The sequence below is a fragment of the Sphingomonas sp. EU05-FHT14C10 genome, assembly GCF_058790595.1.
Map to the genome: position 1 here is coordinate 23,546 of NZ_JBYTEN010000012.1, position 16,369 is coordinate 39,914.

The 16,369-nt window shown below is 64.6% G+C and carries 16 protein-coding genes and 2 tRNA genes; 1 reads left to right on the top strand and 17 read right to left on the bottom strand.

Translation table 11 applies throughout. The features are described from left to right. Position 1 precedes the first annotated feature (1 nt). Genes AC3WT0_RS12720 through AC3WT0_RS12730 form a run of 3 tightly spaced genes read right to left on the bottom strand, consistent with a single transcriptional unit; the run spans position 2 to position 4,853 of the window. Entirely contained in the window at positions 2–799 is a 798-nt protein-coding gene (locus AC3WT0_RS12720; protein ID WP_492753772.1) for a hypothetical protein, read from the bottom strand. Beyond that, the gene (locus AC3WT0_RS12725; RefSeq protein WP_492753773.1) at positions 796–1,158 is read right to left on the bottom strand and encodes a hypothetical protein; all 363 of its coding nucleotides are present in this window, start codon (positions 1,156–1,158) and stop codon (positions 796–798) included. The genes AC3WT0_RS12720 and AC3WT0_RS12725 overlap by 4 nt, the downstream gene beginning before the upstream one ends. Continuing rightward, complete coding sequence (locus tag AC3WT0_RS12730; protein WP_492753774.1) at positions 1,158–4,853, bottom strand: hypothetical protein; 3,696 nt, start codon at positions 4,851–4,853, stop codon at positions 1,158–1,160. The genes AC3WT0_RS12725 and AC3WT0_RS12730 overlap by 1 nt, the downstream gene beginning before the upstream one ends. Before the next feature lie 60 nt (positions 4,854–4,913). Here AC3WT0_RS12730 and AC3WT0_RS12735 point away from each other — a divergent pair, with 60 nt between their 5' ends. Continuing rightward, a complete protein-coding gene (locus AC3WT0_RS12735) occupies positions 4,914–5,378 on the top strand; it encodes a hypothetical protein (RefSeq protein ID WP_492753775.1) in 465 nt (154 codons plus the stop codon). Between the two features lie 10 nt (positions 5,379–5,388). On the opposite strand, the gene AC3WT0_RS12740 is transcribed toward AC3WT0_RS12735, so the two are convergent. The 14 genes from AC3WT0_RS12740 to AC3WT0_RS12805 form a co-directional block, all read right to left on the bottom strand. After that, a complete protein-coding gene (locus AC3WT0_RS12740; RefSeq protein ID WP_492753776.1) occupies positions 5,389–6,030 on the bottom strand; it encodes a DUF6441 family protein in 642 nt (213 codons plus the stop codon). 138 nt (positions 6,031–6,168) lie between these two features. Beyond that, positions 6,169–6,858 carry a hypothetical protein gene (locus AC3WT0_RS12745; protein ID WP_492753777.1) on the bottom strand — a complete coding sequence of 230 codons (690 nt, stop codon included), beginning with the start codon at positions 6,856–6,858 and terminating at the stop codon, positions 6,169–6,171. A gap of 12 nt (positions 6,859–6,870) precedes the next feature. Beyond that, positions 6,871–8,109, bottom strand: coding sequence for a hypothetical protein (locus tag AC3WT0_RS12750; RefSeq protein ID WP_492753778.1), 1,239 nt, complete (start codon positions 8,107–8,109; stop codon positions 6,871–6,873). A gap of 19 nt (positions 8,110–8,128) precedes the next feature. Next, entirely contained in the window at positions 8,129–8,557 is a 429-nt protein-coding gene (locus AC3WT0_RS12755) for a hypothetical protein (RefSeq protein WP_492753779.1), read from the bottom strand. Further along, positions 8,554–8,859, bottom strand: coding sequence for a hypothetical protein (locus AC3WT0_RS12760; protein WP_492753780.1), 306 nt, complete (start codon positions 8,857–8,859; stop codon positions 8,554–8,556). Before AC3WT0_RS12760 ends, AC3WT0_RS12755 begins: the two co-directional genes overlap by 4 nt. Beyond that, the gene (locus AC3WT0_RS12765; RefSeq protein ID WP_492753781.1) at positions 8,859–9,044 is read right to left on the bottom strand and encodes a hypothetical protein; all 186 of its coding nucleotides are present in this window, start codon (positions 9,042–9,044) and stop codon (positions 8,859–8,861) included. Before AC3WT0_RS12765 ends, AC3WT0_RS12760 begins: the two co-directional genes overlap by 1 nt. Positions 9,045–9,103: 59 nt before the next feature. Then, entirely contained in the window at positions 9,104–9,439 is a 336-nt protein-coding gene (locus AC3WT0_RS12770; RefSeq protein ID WP_492753782.1) for a DUF2190 family protein, read from the bottom strand. Between the two features lie 60 nt (positions 9,440–9,499). Beyond that, positions 9,500–11,518 carry a prohead protease/major capsid protein fusion protein gene (locus tag AC3WT0_RS12775; protein ID WP_492753783.1) on the bottom strand — a complete coding sequence of 673 codons (2,019 nt, stop codon included), beginning with the start codon at positions 11,516–11,518 and terminating at the stop codon, positions 9,500–9,502. Between the two features lie 15 nt (positions 11,519–11,533). Continuing rightward, entirely contained in the window at positions 11,534–13,060 is a 1,527-nt protein-coding gene (locus tag AC3WT0_RS12780; protein ID WP_492753784.1) for a phage portal protein, read from the bottom strand. 1 nt (position 13,061) lies between these two features. Further along, positions 13,062–13,262 carry a phage head-tail joining protein gene (locus AC3WT0_RS12785; protein WP_492753785.1) on the bottom strand — a complete coding sequence of 67 codons (201 nt, stop codon included), beginning with the start codon at positions 13,260–13,262 and terminating at the stop codon, positions 13,062–13,064. 9 nt (positions 13,263–13,271) lie between these two features. Further along, entirely contained in the window at positions 13,272–15,401 is a 2,130-nt protein-coding gene (locus AC3WT0_RS12790; protein WP_492753786.1) for a phage terminase large subunit family protein, read from the bottom strand. Next, on the bottom strand, positions 15,358–16,014 hold the full coding sequence (locus tag AC3WT0_RS12795; RefSeq protein ID WP_492753787.1) for a hypothetical protein: 657 nt from the start codon (positions 16,012–16,014) through the stop codon (positions 15,358–15,360). Before AC3WT0_RS12795 ends, AC3WT0_RS12790 begins: the two co-directional genes overlap by 44 nt. Positions 16,015–16,094: 80 nt before the next feature. Beyond that, a tRNA-Met gene (locus tag AC3WT0_RS12800) sits at positions 16,095–16,169 on the bottom strand. A gap of 6 nt (positions 16,170–16,175) precedes the next feature. Then, positions 16,176–16,251 (bottom strand) — tRNA-Arg (locus AC3WT0_RS12805). Positions 16,252–16,369 lie beyond the last annotated feature (118 nt).

Genomic DNA, 16,369 nt, shown 5'->3' on the forward strand with positions numbered 1-16,369 from the left:
GTCAGAACAGGCTCACGATGCCGGCGCGCCATTCCCAGCCGTTCGCCACGCGCCATGTGGTGCCGAGGTCGCCGACGAGCGGGCCGAAATAGCAGCGGCGCTGGCGCAGATCATCGGGCGCGGGGTCGGTTACGAGCGCAATCGGCTCGCTGTTGCCGGCCATTTCCAGCAAAGGCTGCACCTGGCGCTCGATCTCGTCCTTCTGGACCGATGGGAACGAAATGCTCGCTACCCGGCGCTTCTTCGCCCGACGGCGGATCAGCGCGCCACGCGACGAGAAATCGACCGAACTGAAGTCGCGCACACCGAACGTGCCGCCGAACGCGAAATTGCGGCTGAGCCGCAGGCGGGTGCCTATGGCGACGCGGCCGATCTCCACGGCATAGTCAGCCGGGCCGTCGAAGCGGATCATCACATAGCGGACAGCGGCAGGAAAGCCGGTATCGGGCGCCGTCCAGAGCGCGACACCCTTGCCGTTCACCAGCATCGTCGCGCCGGCATAGAGCGCCAGCGCTGCTGAGGAATAGCTATAGGTCGCAAAGCTCGACCCCTGCGCCGCCGTGGCGAAGAACAGCTGCATGGTCGCGGCCGAAGGCGCGCCCGCGATCCCGAACATCATGAGGGTGTCGAGGGCGGCATCGACACCCAGATCGACAATCAGGTCGATCGATCCGGCGCTATTCGAGCGCCACACCACGCCCTCGTAATCGTTCGCGACATTGATCGCGTCGAAGCCTGCCGCCGTGGCCGTCGAAGATGCGGCCGTGATCGGTAGCGGCAGAAGCGCCCAGGCATTCATCCGATCAACTCCAAGGCGCTGGTTTCAGCCTCCAGATCGACGCTGAACTTCGGCGCGATCGTGTTGAGGTTGACGGTCAGTTCGGTATCGATGAGCGTGATCTGCGGGAGACCCTGAGAGGGATCGAGCCACAGCAGCCCATCGAGCGTCAGGGCGAAGCGGCGACGATTGGCCCCGAAGATCGCGCCCCGGGCATTGGCGACCAATTGCGCATCGCCGGTGGCATCGAAGTTGGCCTCGATCGGCGATGCGCTGTTGTCCCGCGCGGACGGATAGAGCGCCTGAATGGCGGCATCGCTCCATGTCGCGACGGTGTATTCGCGCGACCCTGCCGCGATATCTGCGACTGTGGCTGGCATCAGACCTGCTGCGTGAGAAGGCGGCCGTCACCGAAGCTCGCGCCGCCGCCGCTGCCATTCGCGATAAGGTTCGCGATGGTCTGCAGCAGGACGGTGTTCTGCGCGAGGATGTCAGCGGCGGCCTGCGTGTTGGCGGCGGTTTTTTCGGCGAAGGGATCGCTGGCGGTCCGGATCGGCGTCGCGTTGTCGATCGTCGATATCGCCTGAGCCGTGGCCGCTTGGATGCGGTCAAGCTCGGCGAAATAGCCGTCGGTGGAGCCCTTCAGCTGACGTTCGATATCCAGATAGGACTGGGCTGCCTGAATATACTTGTCGTTGTCGACCGCCTGTCCCGCCGCGATCTTGTCCAAGAACGGCTGGAGGTTCGAGAGGGCCGAGGCCTCCTGATCACGCAGCGAATAAGGGCTGCTCGACCCGAATTTCAGGGAGTCGACGAACTCCTTCAGCGACGACGATGCGCCGGCCGTATTGTTCTTCGCGTCATCCAGTTCGAGATTGTAGAGTTGCTGCGCCTGCGCCATCTGCTCGGCGGACGCACCACCCTCCTTGAGCGCGGCGACCGTCTTCTCCCACTTCTCGTTCACCTCGTCGATCGCGGCGCCAACCGGGTCCAGCCGCTCCTTCAGCGCCTTCGGGATGGCTTCGATCAGCGATGCCTTGGTGATCGCGCGCTCCAGATCCTGACCGGAGGCAAGGATGCGCTGCGACGCGGCGCTGATGCCGCCGATCACGCCATCGGACAGAGCGTCACGAATGGCCGCCTGGACGGCATCCTGCTCGTCGGTGAACTTGAGGACGCCCGCGCCCTTGGTGCGGCCGGCGCCGGTGGGATCGACGACGAACTTCTTGTTCCGCTGACCGATCGATACGCTGATAGCGCCGCTCAGATCGCCGCCGAGCGCCTCGGCGATGCTCTGTAGCGAGTCACCGACAGAACCGCCCAGCTTGGTCGCGTTGCTGCGTAGCCCCGCGTTGTTGCCGCCGACGCTGCCGACACCAACCTCCCCGTTGGCAATGGACAGCGTGGCAACGCCGGTCTTCGTCTTCTTGAGCAGCCCGCCGACGACGGAGCCCAACAGCCCGCCAGCAATTGAGCCGAGCGGCCCGGCAAGATTGCCCAGCGTTTTGCCGAGCGTCGCGGTGATGGTCCCCTTCAACGCCTCGCCGGCCACGCCGCCGATGGCGCCGCCGAGCGCGGCGCCGGTGTTGCTGCCCTTATTGCCAAGAACGAGCGATGCGGCAGTCTGGCCGTAGAATGCACCCTGCAGGGCGGTGCCGACCTTGTCGCCGATGATTTTCCCGGCCTTGTCGCCGAAAATCTTTGAGATGAGCTGCGAGCCCATCGTGTTGAATACTTCAATCGGGCTGGTCGCATATGCATTGCGGCGGCGACCAGTCACGACAATATCGTCGCCCTGACCCTGATTGTCGTTGGCGGCCTTCGCGATCTGTGCGGCAGAAGCCGCGATCGAAGTAATCGCGACCGGCCCACCGCCGAGCGCGGTCTCGGCCGATGTTGCGGGCTTGCCAGCCAAACCGTTGAGCGAAGCGGTCACACTGTCCGCCGCGGTCGCAACGCGGCCAAGGGCCGCCGATATAATATCGGCAGACCGATCGACCTTGCTCGCACCCGAAACCTTGTCCTCAATGTCACGGAAAATGTTCCCGAACAGCTTTTCCGTGATCTCCTTCGAGACCAGCACATTGAAAGAGCCGCGCAGATTTTTGACGAAGTTGCCGAGCGATTTTACGCCCTGATCGGGAAGTGTCTCGAAGACTCGCTCCACCGAGGCGCGGACATCGCGGACGGCACCCAGATAATTCTGGGTGCGCTCGAATGTGACCTGCGCAGCCCGAGCTTCGGCGCGGCGCTGGTCAGCAATATCGATGAGCGCCTGCAGGTGCTCAGCATCCAGCGGACCTTGCTGCTTTTGCAGCCGCAGCACGTCCTGCAGTACCCCGGCTTCAAACGATCGGCCCTCAGTAATCAGCTTCTGGATCTGAAGCGCTTCGCGCTCGCTATCCATGAAATCGCGATACGGCTTATCGAGCCCTTCGCGAATGATCACCGCTGTGTCGGCTAGCTGCTGCTTGATCAGGGCGTAGCCCGGAAGGCCCTTGCCCGTCAGTTTGAGCAGGCGCGTGTTCTTGCGCTCGAGGTCATCGGTGATGTCGGCGACTTCGCGCAACGCCTTCGCCGCCGCGTCGATCATCTTGGGTTGCCCTGCGAAGGGAGCCTGAAGGTTGGCGAGCCGGTCGAGCGTGTCGCGGCCGAACTCCTCGATCGAGGCAACTTCCTTCGATCGGTCGCGCGGTTTCTTCGTCTTGCCCCGCTTGTACGGCGTCAGTTCATCGGGGACATCGCCACCGGCAATGACGCCGATCGACTGGAGAGCCGCCGCCTTGTCGGTGCCGGTATTAGCCAAGCTGATCAGTTGCAGCTTGGCGTCGGTCAGGCTCTTGCCGGCGAGCTTGCCCTTGATGGCCACCTGATCGAGCGCCGATATGGAGACCTGAAGGATATTGCCGACGTTGCGGGAATATTTGCTCGGATCGGAGTTCGCCAGCGCATCATTGTTGACGGCGTTGAAAATCGCCTTCTGGGCCGCGTCCAGCACCTTCTGCTGGTTTGCGACGTCCTTGGCGGCGCCAACCGCCCGGTCGAGCGCGTCGCCGCTGGTGCCGGAAATACCGTAGACGCCGAGGGACGGGTTTTTCAGGGTCAAGCCGCCGGAGAGGCCCAGGTCCTTGCCGCTATCCTCGATCTTCTTGTTGGCAGCGAACAGGGCTGCCTGCGCCTGCAGCTTGACGGTCTGGATCAGAACCTGATTCTGGGTCTTCAGTGCGCCAGTGGTCAGGTCGATGATCTTGCCCAGATTGCTTTGGGCATTGCCGAAGCTGTCGGCAGATTTCGCCGCACTCTCCAGCGCCTTGGCCTGCTTTTCGGCGCTGTCGGAGAATTCAAGCACCTTCGGGATGAGCAGGGTCAGTAATGTCGTGCCAGCAAAGATCGCTGTGCCCCATGGGCCGGCGAAGATGCTCGCGACCTTGCCGACCTTGCCACCCGCGTTCGACAGGACAAAGGCCAGCTGCGAACCCTGTTGCGAAAACGCCGTTAGGACGGACTGACCGCCCTGAACCTGCACGAAGAAATCCTGAAATTGCTGCGATGCCTGAATGGCCGCCTGCGACGAGGCGCCCTGGCTTTTCACGACGGACTTGTTGCTCTCCGCGTAGGCGCGCGTGGCTGAGGTAGTCTGATTGAGTTCTGTCTGTATGCGGTCGAAAGCGGCGGCCTGCGCATTGAGATTTAGCGCTCGCTGCTCTTCCGATGCGGCAGCAGATGCGGCAGCTTGAACCGCGAGCCGCGATGCGTCGTTGGCCTCACCCTCGGCCGCTGCTGTAGCGCGAAGAGCCTGCTCCAAATCGCGCAGCGCCGCAGCACGCAGTTGTGACGCTTGCGCCGCTTCTCGGAATTCGTTGGCATTCAAGTCAATCGCGCCAGCCGAGTTGAGAGGGCGCGATGTCGCTTCGTCGGCGATGCGTTTAATTTGGTCAAACGCCGTGCGAAAATTCCCTTCGGCCTGGCGCGATGCGCCTTTCGCATTGGCCTCGAACTGCGCCCAGATCCTCCCGCTCTCCGAAGAGAACTGCTGCCCCTGCAGCTGGAGGCGGGCAATGACGTCTGCTGCCATATGGCCTCCTGCTGGATGGTGGGGTAGAACCTCCGGCCGATGCGATCAGGGGGAGCGCGAATGGGCCGGATGATGATCTTGATGGGCGCTGTGCTCTTGGCGCAGCCGGCGTCAGCGAACTGGCAATATACGAAGTGGGGGCAGAGCGTCGCAGAGGTGCGGGCTGCCTCGGCGGGCGCGGCCCAGCCTGTCGATCAGCCTGGACGGAACGGGACGGGCTTTAAGACGCTGCTTGAGGCGCCATACAAGGCGCTGGGCTATGAATTCATTGCCAGTTTCAGGTTCAGCGCCGCGACCGGCGAACTGATCGCGGTTCAGCTGGAGCCGGTGGTTCGTGACTGCCCCGGGCTTCGCGTGAAGCTCGTTGCGATCTATGGGGATGCCTATAACCGCACAAGGAGTGCGATTTACTCGCTCGAGCAATGGCGCGACGATGCGGGGGGCAATTTAGTCGATTTCCTCGATATCGGCGGGAAATGCGACATCTCTTATCGGCCGATCATTAAGAAGGGGTCGGGTCTATAGCCATTCCGGCTCACCCGCGTTCCGCAAGCCTCACCATTTCGCGTTCCGCAGCCCGGATATAGCCCTCCAGCGCCACGCTATTCGCGAACGCCACGCTTGGCAGCAGCACGAATATCACGATGGTGGTATTGCCGCGTCCGGTAGCGCGGCGGCGATCGGTATTGAGCCGCCCGATCTGGCGCTTGCCGCTCAGGACGCCCTCATCCAGCACGAGCAGCGAAGGCCGACCGGGCCGATAGACAAACCGAAGCCGCGCCCCGTTGCGGCGCTCCCACTCGCCGGGCGTCAACATGCCGCTGCGGTCGCGGGGTCCAGCCGCCGGGGTCGGGATGGCCAGATAGAAGTCGTCTTTGGATCGGATGCGACCCGGCTTCGTGAAGAAGGTGAACGCGCCGACGGTGCGGTCGCGGCCATTGAGGAATATGCTGCCCGACGGGTTCTGGGCGATCCCAGTCTCGGGATAGACATTCGACGCGACGGCCCGCCACAGCCGCCCACCGACCGTCGATCGCACCGCTGCTTCGATCGACCGCTCCAAATTCTTGGTCGCGGTCCTCACGGCCGAAGTGCCGATGCGGAGGCGCTCGCGGACGATGCGCTCGCGAGCATCCCGCAGGCTGCGCTGATCTATCAGCAGCTGAAGGCTATCCATCGCCATCCTCAGCCGCGATCGTGTCGAGAATGGCGAAGCAATCCATGAGCAGCGCCGGCTGATCGCCCACGGCGCCCGAACAGGGCAACGCGGACCCGCTCATTCCGCCCCAGCGACGGCACTGGAGCCAAAGGTCAACTATTCCGTAGGCCCACTGTGGGACGGCGAGGCGGGGGTTTTCTGGCCAGTGGTGGCCGTCGATGCGCCATCCTCCCTCGATCCGTCGCCCGAATTCGAAGTCGCCGGGGCGGCGTCGGACGGCGAGGGCTGCGGAAAATTTGCCTTCGGGCCGGTATCGTACTGGAGCCCATAGCAATGGTTGCCGGCAGCGATCAGTTCCAGCGGATCGACGGCCGCCAGAGCGTCGTCGGTCACGAAACCATCCATGCCCTTGGCGTAGGGTGCGCCGACCTTTTCCCAGCCCGTGCAGAAGCGGCGGAACATCAGCACCGGCGCAATCTCCTGCCGGCGCGCCTTGCGCGCGAGCAGTTCGCGATATTCGGGCCAATGCTCGGCGAGCACCGACTTCACTCCAAGCAGGATCTGCCGGCCGGACGGGTCGATCGTCTCGTCGCCGTCCTTCTCGCGGTCGATCAGCTCCAGAACGTGATCAAGTTCGGGATCGTCGGCCAGCAGCGTCATCACGCCTGCGCGCACCGCATTGATGATCTCGAACATGAAGACGCGACCGGCCTGATGCTCGCCGGACAGTTCTGCCTCCGCCGCGCTGCGCTCGATCACGCTGCCGCGACGGAAGTAGAATTTGGGCGCGTCGTCATCGCCGACACGCCATGAGGGCGTGAAGGGAAGGTTCGTTTTCGTGTCCATGTGCGCTCCGGATCAGAAGAAGCAGATGATGCGTTCGCCGTCGCGGCCATACGCATCCTTGCCGGGATTGAGCGCCTGCAGCCGCAGCGTTTCCGACCGCAGCGTGCCACGCTTGCCCGGCGTGCTTTCGATCGGCTGCGCGAGCGGGCACAGGACGGACAGGCGATTGCCCGCCGCCGTGCCCATTTTGAAGCCGACGGGATACTGCGAGAACGCCGCGATTTCGGCGAGGGAGTCGCGCGTCGCGACGAGGGTCATCAGCGGGTCGACTTCGATGATGGGGACGCGCGTCGAAATCTGGCCGCCGGCATAGCCGAACGTGGTGTTCGGATCGTCAGGCGACTCGATATCGCCGCCGTTGTTGATCGACCACTGGCTGATCGGGAGCGGGTGGCGATTGGCGTTCATCGCAGGCGGCTTGCCCGTGCCCTGCACCAGCAGCGGCGCCGAGTGATTGGCGATCACCGCATTGGTCGGCACGGCCGCATCGACGGGGTTGCCCATGTAGATGCCGGTGAAGTTGAACGTGGCGATGCCGGGACGTGCGCTGTTGCCGCCCAGATCAACCGTGCCGCGCGCATCCATGATCTGGTAGAGGCGGCCATCCTCATACCAGTAGATCGTGACGCACGGATGATCGGTGGCGCGGGTGGCCAGGTCACCCGGCGACGTGCCGGCATAGGTCCAGTTCGCGGGGATCGCGCCGCTGGTGGCGACATCGAGGGCACCGGGCATCAGATCCGAGAGGGTTGCCACGCGACCAGCGGTATAGCCGGTGATCAGCGGCATCTGTCCGGCGCCGACTCCGCCGGTGAGGATGAGGGGCATGCCGCGATAGGCGTCCGCCGTCGCGACGAATGGCGCGGCAAGCGTCGCCGTCGTCGTCGAGCCGGCGGTGAGCGCCGTCGCGGCCACAGAGGCCGTGAACTGGCCGCGCAGGCCGCACGCAAGCAGAGGGGCGTGCAGCGGCGGCTTGACCGACGCGGTGTAAGTCGTGCCACCGCCCGCGCCCTTCAGGCGGCTGCGGAAAGAGAAGGTGGCAGGCTGGCCGACAACCAGCGGCGCGCCGCCGACAAGCGAACCCGACACCTCGGTCGAGGCCTCGGTACGCCACGGCGTGTTGTAGCTGACCGAATCGTCCTCGAGCGGCACCGCGTCCAGCAGCGGGGAGAGCGTCGCGGGCGTGCCCTCGGCCGACTGGAGGCCGATGAGCAGGACGCCATTCGACGGGCGAATAACGGGATCAGACATTGAAATCCTCCTTCGGGATTTAGGCGAGCGCCGGGTCTATCCGGCTCGTTACAAACTCGATCTGGAATTCCTGCGCGAAGCCGATGCGCCGCGCGTCAGAGTTGATCGCGACATCGACGCGCAGATCGCCGGGCTCGATAAACTCGACGAGCTGGGCAAGCTGATCGTCTTCCATGATCGCGCGCACTGCGTCGGCGTGCAGATCATTCAGGATCGTGTGCGTGGCCGCGCCGCCGGCGCCCTCGACGAAGCCCTCGACGATCAGCGCGAGTGCCCAGCGCGTCGAGCCAACCTCGCCTTCGATCTTGCGCTGGCCGCCATCGTGCGCCGCGAGAGCGGGCATCACGTCGGGATAGCCCGAAGGCTGGCGCTCATAAGATGCGATGCTGGGCAGGATCGACAGAACCGCATCGACCCGGGCAAAGATGAGTTCGCGGCGGGCGGTCACGGCGCGCGCTCCACGACGACGATCCATGCGGCTACATCATCAAGGTCGGTGATCTGGATCACTCGATATTGGCCGGTGGCGTGGCCGATGACGTCGCCATTTTTGGCGGGGCGCTCGACCATGTCGGAATAGGCGATCTCGAACGAGACACGGCGGGCGGTGTTGCCGACACCCATCGCATCGGGCGCCGCTTCGTTGGAGTAGACCGCAACCATGGGGCGATCCGATGCCCATTTGCTGGGTGGGTCGTAGCTGATCGGGTCGGCGAAAGCCGAACGGATCGTGGCGAGATGCGGGTCCATCAGGACTTCGCGGCGGCCTTGTTGGTCGCCTCGACCGCTCCGGTCGCGAGCATATTCCTGACCAACTGCCCAGCGCGCTCGGCATCGATCATATCGCCCTTATCGCCCACATCGATGTCGGCGCCCGCGTCGCGGAAATTGCCGCCATTATCGATGGCCGGCGCGTGAAGCGTGATGCTCTTCATGTGCGTGCTCCCATAAGCAGCCGGCCCCTACAGGGGGCCGGCGCTCATGTTGCGTCGAGTTAGCGAATGGTGCCGTCGAGCAGCGCATCGCCGCTGGTGGCGGCGGCGAGCGCATCGGCGGCGGCGACACCGACGAGCAGGTTGCTGCCGACAGTCGTCGTCAGCGCCTTGTTCGTGTCGTCCCAGTAGAGCTTCGTCGTCCAGGCGGTCCACGCCTGCGCGGCCGTCTTCGGGAGGCCGAACACGCCTTTGCGCTTGATTTCGACGGGCGCATTCAGCGCCGCATCGGTCACGGCGACGCCGAAGGTTGCGCCGACCTTGACGCCACCGCCGGAGGCGACGGCATAAGGGGCGATGACGGTGACCGTCTCGCCCTGCTGACGAAAAGTTTTCATTTTGGTTCTCCTTGGTGTGCGGCGGGCGCCGCGCGCCCGCCGAAGTCACGTCGGGGCCGATCAGGCGCCGGGGTTCTTGTCCATGCCGCGCCAGTCGATCGCGGCCGCGGCGAAGTCGAGCGTCGCCTTGAATTCGACGCCATCGACCGTGAAGCCCATGCGGCTCGAAAGCTGCACGCCTTCCGCGCCGTCGAGATAGGCATACTCGACGGTGTCGACCTGATTGCTGTTGGCAGCGGTGTACCAGGCCGTTGTGGAGACGCCGTCGAGCACCGATTCGACGATCGGCTCGAGCGCCGTGCGCCCGCCGGAGCGGAACTCGTTCACATCGGACTGCTTGGCGGGCACATACTGCGACGAGGTGTACTGATACGCCTTCTGCTCCTGCGTCGCCGGCACGATCAGAAACGCGGGAGCGAGGTTGAGTTCCTCGTTCTGCAGGCCCTTCTGGAGGCGCATGCGCGTGCGCGAAGCGCCGAGCGACGTGGCGTCGATCGCGGCGCCGGTGCCGGCAAGGTTCCCGTGCTGGGTGCTGAACAGCGCATTCCCATCCGGGAAATTGCCGTTCGTGGTAAGGATCGAGTAGACGGTGCGATTCTCCAGCCGGGCCGCCGAGCCGGCATAGCCGGTGGTCAGGCGATCGAGCGCGCGCAGATCGTCGTTGATGATCATCTGACGGGTGAAGCCGATGATTCGGCCATAGGTCAGCACCTGATACGAAACCTTGCCGTCACTGATCGTGCCGTACTTGATCTCGCCGCCCTCGTTGACCTTGAGCAGATCGGGCATCGCCGAGACCTGCACGGCGTCGATCGCCTTGAAGTCGGGCGCATTGGGCGCGCGACGCGCCCACAGGCGATAGGAGGGATTGTTTTCCTCATAGGCCGCGCGGAGGCGGCGGTTGAGCGTCGCGCCCATCAGCGCCGGGAAATCCGACGTTGAATGGAGCGAACGATCGGCGATCTCGGCCGGCGACATACCGCGCACGCTGACGCCCGTCGAGGCGAGCAGTTCCTCCGCCATGCGGAGCAGGCTCATGCCCCGGAACTGGCGGCCGTCTTCGGTGATCTGCGAACTCGGCATCATGCGATGCACGAGCGCGTCCTGCATGGCGCGCTGCATGGTCACCCCGTTGCCGAACTGTGCAGGAACGCGGTTGACCGTCTGCGCCGGGGCGTCGCGCTCGGCGAACTGACGGCCGATCTCCGCGAACAGGCTGTCCCGGGTGAACCGCTGATCGGCATGACGCGCGAGCAGGTCCATCGTGGCGTCGTCGGTCAGCCCGGCATTACGGGCAGCGGTGCGGATGGCCGCCCCGTCGACCTGCGCGGCCTGTTCGGGAGCGCGTTCGGACTGGCCGGGCGCCGGGATGACATTGGTCGACGCGGGCGGCGTCTGGGTGTCGGGCGCGCGGGTATCGGTGGCCGGATTTTCGCCGGCCGTCTGCTGGGTGGCAGCGGGCATCGTGGTAACTCCTTCGTGGGTGGCCGGCGAAATGCGGCGGACGATGCAGGGATTTCCCCCCTGCGCGGGCTCTCCGCTTCGCACCTGCGATCCCGCGTCGAACGGGATCGGCACGAAGCTGATTTCCATGGGTTCCCAATCGGTCGCGCGGTAGAGCGGGCGCTGCCCCTCGCGCTCGGTGACCTCATAGGTGTGAACGACGTAGCCGACGCTCAGATTGCGGATGATGCCGGCGGCAACATCGGCCTCGATCGGCTGCACGCTCTCGCGCTGCGAGAACTGGACAGTCGCGATCCCGAGGCCGCTTTCGACGCGGGCAGTGCCAGGCACGACGACGCCGATCTGGTTTTCCAGTTCGTAGCGCTGGTGGGTGTTCAGCAGCGGCGCGCCGACATTCATGCGGTCGAGCCGAACGCTTACATCATCGACGACAAGCTCTTCGTCGACCCAAGCCCAGCGATCCCACATAAAGCGGGCGCCGCGTGCGCCGGTCGACCAGCAGACTTCGACGGTGTGGTTTTCGGCGTCATAGGAGCCGGGGCGGATCGACAGATCCCGCGTCATCATCGGCGCGGCACGCGTCTCCTCAGCCGCAGGTGCGGTTGCAGTGGGCATAGCTTACTCCGGGGATCAGGCCGACTTGTCGCCGGCCGGTTGTTCGTCCTGAGGCATCGACTTCAAGCCGGCGACGGCCTTGCGAGGGTCGCCGTCGAACATCACGCCCGCGCCGAGAATGTCGTCGGCGTTCGCCAGATCGTCGGCATACTGCAGCAGGAATTCGAGATAATCATAGCCGCGCTCTTCGACGAGCTGGCTCAACGTGACCTTGCCCATGCGCAGGTTCGCAAGGTCGGCCTGCGCATCCTTGTAGGGATCGACCGAGATGAAGCCGGGCGGCGTCCAGCGCCAGCCGAAGTTGGCGACGGGGAGAAGCCCGGCGGCGAGCGACGCCTCACGATAGCGGGCGATAATCGGCCGACAGAGCTTGTGGACGAAGACATGCCACTGCAGCCGTTCCATGCGACGGCGGAATCCATGGTGGCCGGCGCGCCATGACGAATAGTTGACCTTGGAGAAATCGCCCGTCGCGTGCTCGTACATCACGCCCGCGCCGGCTGCGGCCTCACGCAGATAGAGTTGCGCGAACTCGCTGACGCCCTGAGCGTTCGACGGCGTGTTAAACGTGATTTCCTCGCCCGGGAACAGGCGCGTCATCATCCCCGGCTCGAATTTCTCGATCTGCTTGCCGTATTTGAGTTTCAGCGCCTCGCCCGTCTTGGGGTCGGTCCCGATCGCGAAATCATCATCGGCGGGTGATGTGATGAAGCCGGCGAGGCAGGATTCGATGCGCTTGCGCGTCAGTTCGGCGTCGAAATAGCCTTGCAGATCCCGAAGGGTCATCACGGCGGGGGCGAGCAGCGGCATACCGCGATCCTGCCCAGGCCGAACCTTGTTGTAGAGATAGACAAGCTCGGACGCCGGAACGCGCGTGCTCTCCAGCGATTTCACGCGGAAGCTGGCAACGTCGCCAGGGTGGGCCGGATAAAGCCAATAGGCGATCTTGCGGCCCTCGGCGTCATATTCGATGCCGCGATCGATCAGCGCGCCGCCGCGCGTGATCAGCGACGTCTTGGTGACGTCGATGAAATCCGGCTCGAGGACTTGCAGTTTCAGCGGCGCAGTGGTGACGGACCCGTCGAACTGCTGACGCCGAAAACGAACGATGCTCGCACCCGACTCCAGCATTCCGCTGGCGGCCTGCCACATCAGGCCGTTGATATCGTGATCGTCGTCGAAGTCGCAGACTTCGCCCCACTCTCGCCAGCCTTCGGACACCTTCTTGGCGTTGCGGCCCTTGATGCCGGTCGGCGCCCCCACGATGCCGGTGCCGACGACATGGTCGGCGACGGTGTCGATGATCTGGCCGGCATAGCCGTTATCGCGACGAAGCGAACGCGAGCGATTGCGCACGATTTCTTCACTCGTGCCGACTTCCGCATTCGCACTGTCGCCCGTGGCGCGCCAGCTTGCCGTGCGCTGATCCTTGCGCGCGGCATCATAGGCTCGCTCGTGCAGCGCCAGCGCGCGGCGCGCGCCGATGCGACGCACGCCCGCCGTCGGGCTGAACCATGAAATAGCGCGATCGAGGACGTTCACGTCAGAACGCCGCCACGAAGCTGCGCGATGGTCGGCCGTTCGACGACGAGGACGCGATATCATCCTGCATCATCTGCAGCAGCTCGCGCATTTCCTTGAGCGAGCGATACTGGACCTCTCGCCCATCAGCATAGCGGACACGATTGGTGCCGCTGGCCAGCGCCTGCTTCAGGCGATCGATGTCATCAGCCGTGAACGCCATACCGATCCCCTAAATCCATTCGCCGCCATCTGCCGCACCGCCGATCCAGTCCGGCTCTTGGGGACGTGCCACCTCGCGTGGGCGTTCGGCGAAATTGTCCTGCTCCACGGGCGCGGCGGGCTCCGCCGGCTCGGCATCCTGCTGATCGGCGATCGGCTCGGCGCGGTTCTTGGTTACCATGTTGAGCTTGAGCCCGAACTGCATGAGGCCTTGAAGGGCCGCATAGGCATAGACCCGACAGTCCAGCGCTTCATTGGCTCGACCTTTCGGCAGTTCCCAGACAGTGAAGCGGCGCCCGCCGACAACCTTGGTGATCAGGCGCTCTGCGGTCAGCTGGATATACCAGCCCAGATCGCGCAGCGCGCTGAAGTGCATATACCCCGGTCCGGGCGCGGTGAGCGCCAGGCGGTTGCGGATCGAATCCTTGGCTGCGTTCGTGCCGATGATCACCGGCTTGAACTTGCTTCGGTTCTTGGCGCTCGGCCGTGTCGGCGGCCAGACTGGCGTCCTTTCGCCATTCCTTGCGCTCTGGCCCTTGATTGCCCAGACCTTGCGGCCCAGCCGCGCCTTGGCGAAATTGTACACGGCCTGCGTGTGATGGCCGCCGGAGTCGATGCAGCAGGCTTCGGCGACAAACTGGCGCCCGTCGGCGCGCGCGAACTTGCGCAACATCTGCGCGTCGACGCGTGACCAGAATTCGTCGGTCGCTGGGTCGCCCTCCACAACGACATGGTCTAGCGACCAGCTTTCCTCATTCTCGCCCCAGCCTACGAACTCGCCCTCGGCGCGATCGTCCTGCACGTCCCAACCCGAAGTGATGACGCCGACGCCGTCGGGCACATCTCCGGCCCATGTCTCGGCGCGCTGCGCCAGCGTCTCCGCAGCCACATCCTTGGATGACGCCCGGCGGTGCGGGCGGCCCATCTGGGTATTGTCGAACGTGACGCGCTTGTCGGTGTCGTCTTTCGCCGCGATCCATTTCGCGGCGATCTTGGGCGGGGCGTCCTTCGGCCACGGGCTGAACAGCTTCGATGCGGTGAAGGAGGCATGTTCGTTCGACACCGCCCACCGCCCGCAGTCCGAGCATTTGGCACGGTAGACGCCGTGACGATCGCCTTCCCACCAGTCCCACACCATGCCGACCGGCGGCGGCGCGTTCGAGCTCTGCTCGGGCTCGCGCCATGATCGATCATAATCCTCGAGCGGATTGTGTCGCTTGCCGCAGCAGCTGAATGCGCGCGTCTGATGCCAGCGCGTCGTCTGCAACGCTTTCAGGCGCTCGCCTTCTGCCCACGCTACCCCGCATGCCTCGCAATGGACCTGCGCGGTGGCGGTCAGATGCTCGCCGGAAAGTTCGTCCTTGTCCCAGTGGACGTGTTTGAAGAAATCGAGAAACTGGCGATGTCCGCAGTGACCGCATTCAACTGAAGCCTGCCGCTGATCGCCTTCGAGGTAGCTCGCCTCGATCAGGCTCTCGCCCTCGATCGTCGGCGAGCAGACCCGGACTGACAGCCAATTGGCGAACGTAGCCATACGCTCGTCGCCAAGGTTGATCGGGTTGCCCTCTCGCGTGATCGGGTACTTGTCGACTTCGTCGTAATAGACCCGCGCGACGGGGCGGCGCGCGAGGTTGTCCGGACTGCCCGCGCCGGCCAGTGCCAGAAAGCCGCCGGGGAAGGCCTTATACAGCAGCGTCTCGTCGGCGTTGCGCGTCTTGCCTGAGCCGATCAGGCCGCGAAGCACCGGCGTCGCGCGGATCATTGGCGTGATCCGCTCTTTCGAGAATTGCTCGGCCGCGTCTTCCTTGGGCTGCACCAGCAGCGAGGGGCCGGGATCGAGATGGGCGAAATAGCCGACGAGGTTTTCGAGGAACGCGGTCTTCAACAGCTGCGTGCAGACCATGCCGGTGATGATGTGCACACCCGGCTCGGTCGCTGCGAGCATCAGGCCGCGCGCGACCTCGACAGTTCGCGTGCGCCAGCGGCCCGAGTTGCTGCCCGCCTCCTTCGCGAGCCGCCTGTATCGATCAGCCCATTCGGGAACGCTGATCCGTGGCGGCGGCGTCCACCCTTTGCGCGCCGAAGCGCGCAGGATGTCAGCCTTGCTGATCGCCGGTGAAGTCGGCTTCCGGGTCGCCAAGATCGTCGAGCTGCTGGTGGACATAGGCGGTCAGCGACTCCACGACCTTGTCCGCGTCGACGCCCAGATCTGCCGCCAGCATCGGTCCCATCCGGGTAGGGAAATTCAGCCAGGCATCGCGCTGAGAGCGCTGGGTCTCGAACAATACCAGCTTGGCCGTTTCGATCTCGACGAGATTGCCGGCATCCTTTCGCGCCGCGATCAGATGCTTGGCCGCCAGCGCATTTTCCTTCACCCGCTCTGCGGTCCCCGTATCGGCATAGTTGCCGGCAAGGACGTTATCGAGAAAGCCCTCGGCCTCCTCGGTGAACAGCTCGTTGGCGCGGGCATCGACCTCTTCGGCCGACGGTGCGGACACCTTTTTCGCGGTGCGGACATTTTTCGGCTTAGGTGCGGACATTTGCGAAATGTCCGCAGTGTCCGCACTCCGCCTGTTCTGCTTGCGCCAGCCGGTTTTCGCGAGGGCCGGGTCGAGCTTGCCATCGTCGGAAAGCCGCAGCTTTCCTGACTGAATGGCCCTCCTGACCAGTTTTTCATTGCATCCGTCGAGCCTAGCGAACTCGCGAACGGATACGCCTGCAGGTGCGGACATTTCGGTGCGGACACCTTTCACAACCCAGCGCTGGGGATTTCACACGCCTTTGCGCCCCGTATACGGTCCCCGCCGGGAAGGACCCGCGCCCCGGGGGATGATGGTGGCACCGGCCGGACTTGAACCGGCGACCTTCGGATCATGAGTCCGACGAGCTGCCTCTGCTCCACGGTGCAATGAACTGGAGCCGTCGGCAGGGATCGAACCTGCGCGCATCCCCTTAGGACGGGGCTGCTCTGTCCGCTGAGCTACGACGGCAATCGTCCGATGCGCCTCGGGGTCACCCCACTGGTTGGCGCTGCCAGCTAAGCCCGGCTCGGAACGATCACCGGGGGCTGCGACCCGAGCGCTGGGAAAAGGGTAACCAGCGCGGCGG

Bases quoted from the DNA above. Each gene is read 5' to 3' on its own strand.
- AC3WT0_RS12720 (WP_492753772.1), bottom strand. From the start codon at position 799: ATGAATGCCTGGGCGCTTCTGCCGCTACCGATCACGGCCGCATCTTCG.
- AC3WT0_RS12725 (WP_492753773.1), bottom strand. From the start codon at position 1,158: ATGCCAGCCACAGTCGCAGATATCGCGGCAGGGTCGCGCGAATACACC.
- AC3WT0_RS12765 (WP_492753781.1), bottom strand. From the start codon at position 9,044: ATGAAGAGCATCACGCTTCACGCGCCGGCCATCGATAATGGCGGCAAT.
- AC3WT0_RS12740 (WP_492753776.1), bottom strand. From the start codon at position 6,030: ATGGATAGCCTTCAGCTGCTGATAGATCAGCGCAGCCTGCGGGATGCT.
- AC3WT0_RS12750 (WP_492753778.1), bottom strand. From the start codon at position 8,109: ATGTCTGATCCCGTTATTCGCCCGTCGAATGGCGTCCTGCTCATCGGC.
- AC3WT0_RS12785 (WP_492753785.1), bottom strand. From the start codon at position 13,262: ATGGCGTTCACGGCTGATGACATCGATCGCCTGAAGCAGGCGCTGGCC.
- AC3WT0_RS12735 (WP_492753775.1), top strand. From the start codon at position 4,914: ATGGGCCGGATGATGATCTTGATGGGCGCTGTGCTCTTGGCGCAGCCG.
- AC3WT0_RS12745 (WP_492753777.1), bottom strand. From the start codon at position 6,858: ATGGACACGAAAACGAACCTTCCCTTCACGCCCTCATGGCGTGTCGGC.
- AC3WT0_RS12770 (WP_492753782.1), bottom strand. From the start codon at position 9,439: ATGAAAACTTTTCGTCAGCAGGGCGAGACGGTCACCGTCATCGCCCCT.
- AC3WT0_RS12730 (WP_492753774.1), bottom strand. From the start codon at position 4,853: ATGGCAGCAGACGTCATTGCCCGCCTCCAGCTGCAGGGGCAGCAGTTC.
- AC3WT0_RS12760 (WP_492753780.1), bottom strand. From the start codon at position 8,859: ATGGACCCGCATCTCGCCACGATCCGTTCGGCTTTCGCCGACCCGATC.
- AC3WT0_RS12775 (WP_492753783.1), bottom strand. From the start codon at position 11,518: ATGCCCACTGCAACCGCACCTGCGGCTGAGGAGACGCGTGCCGCGCCG.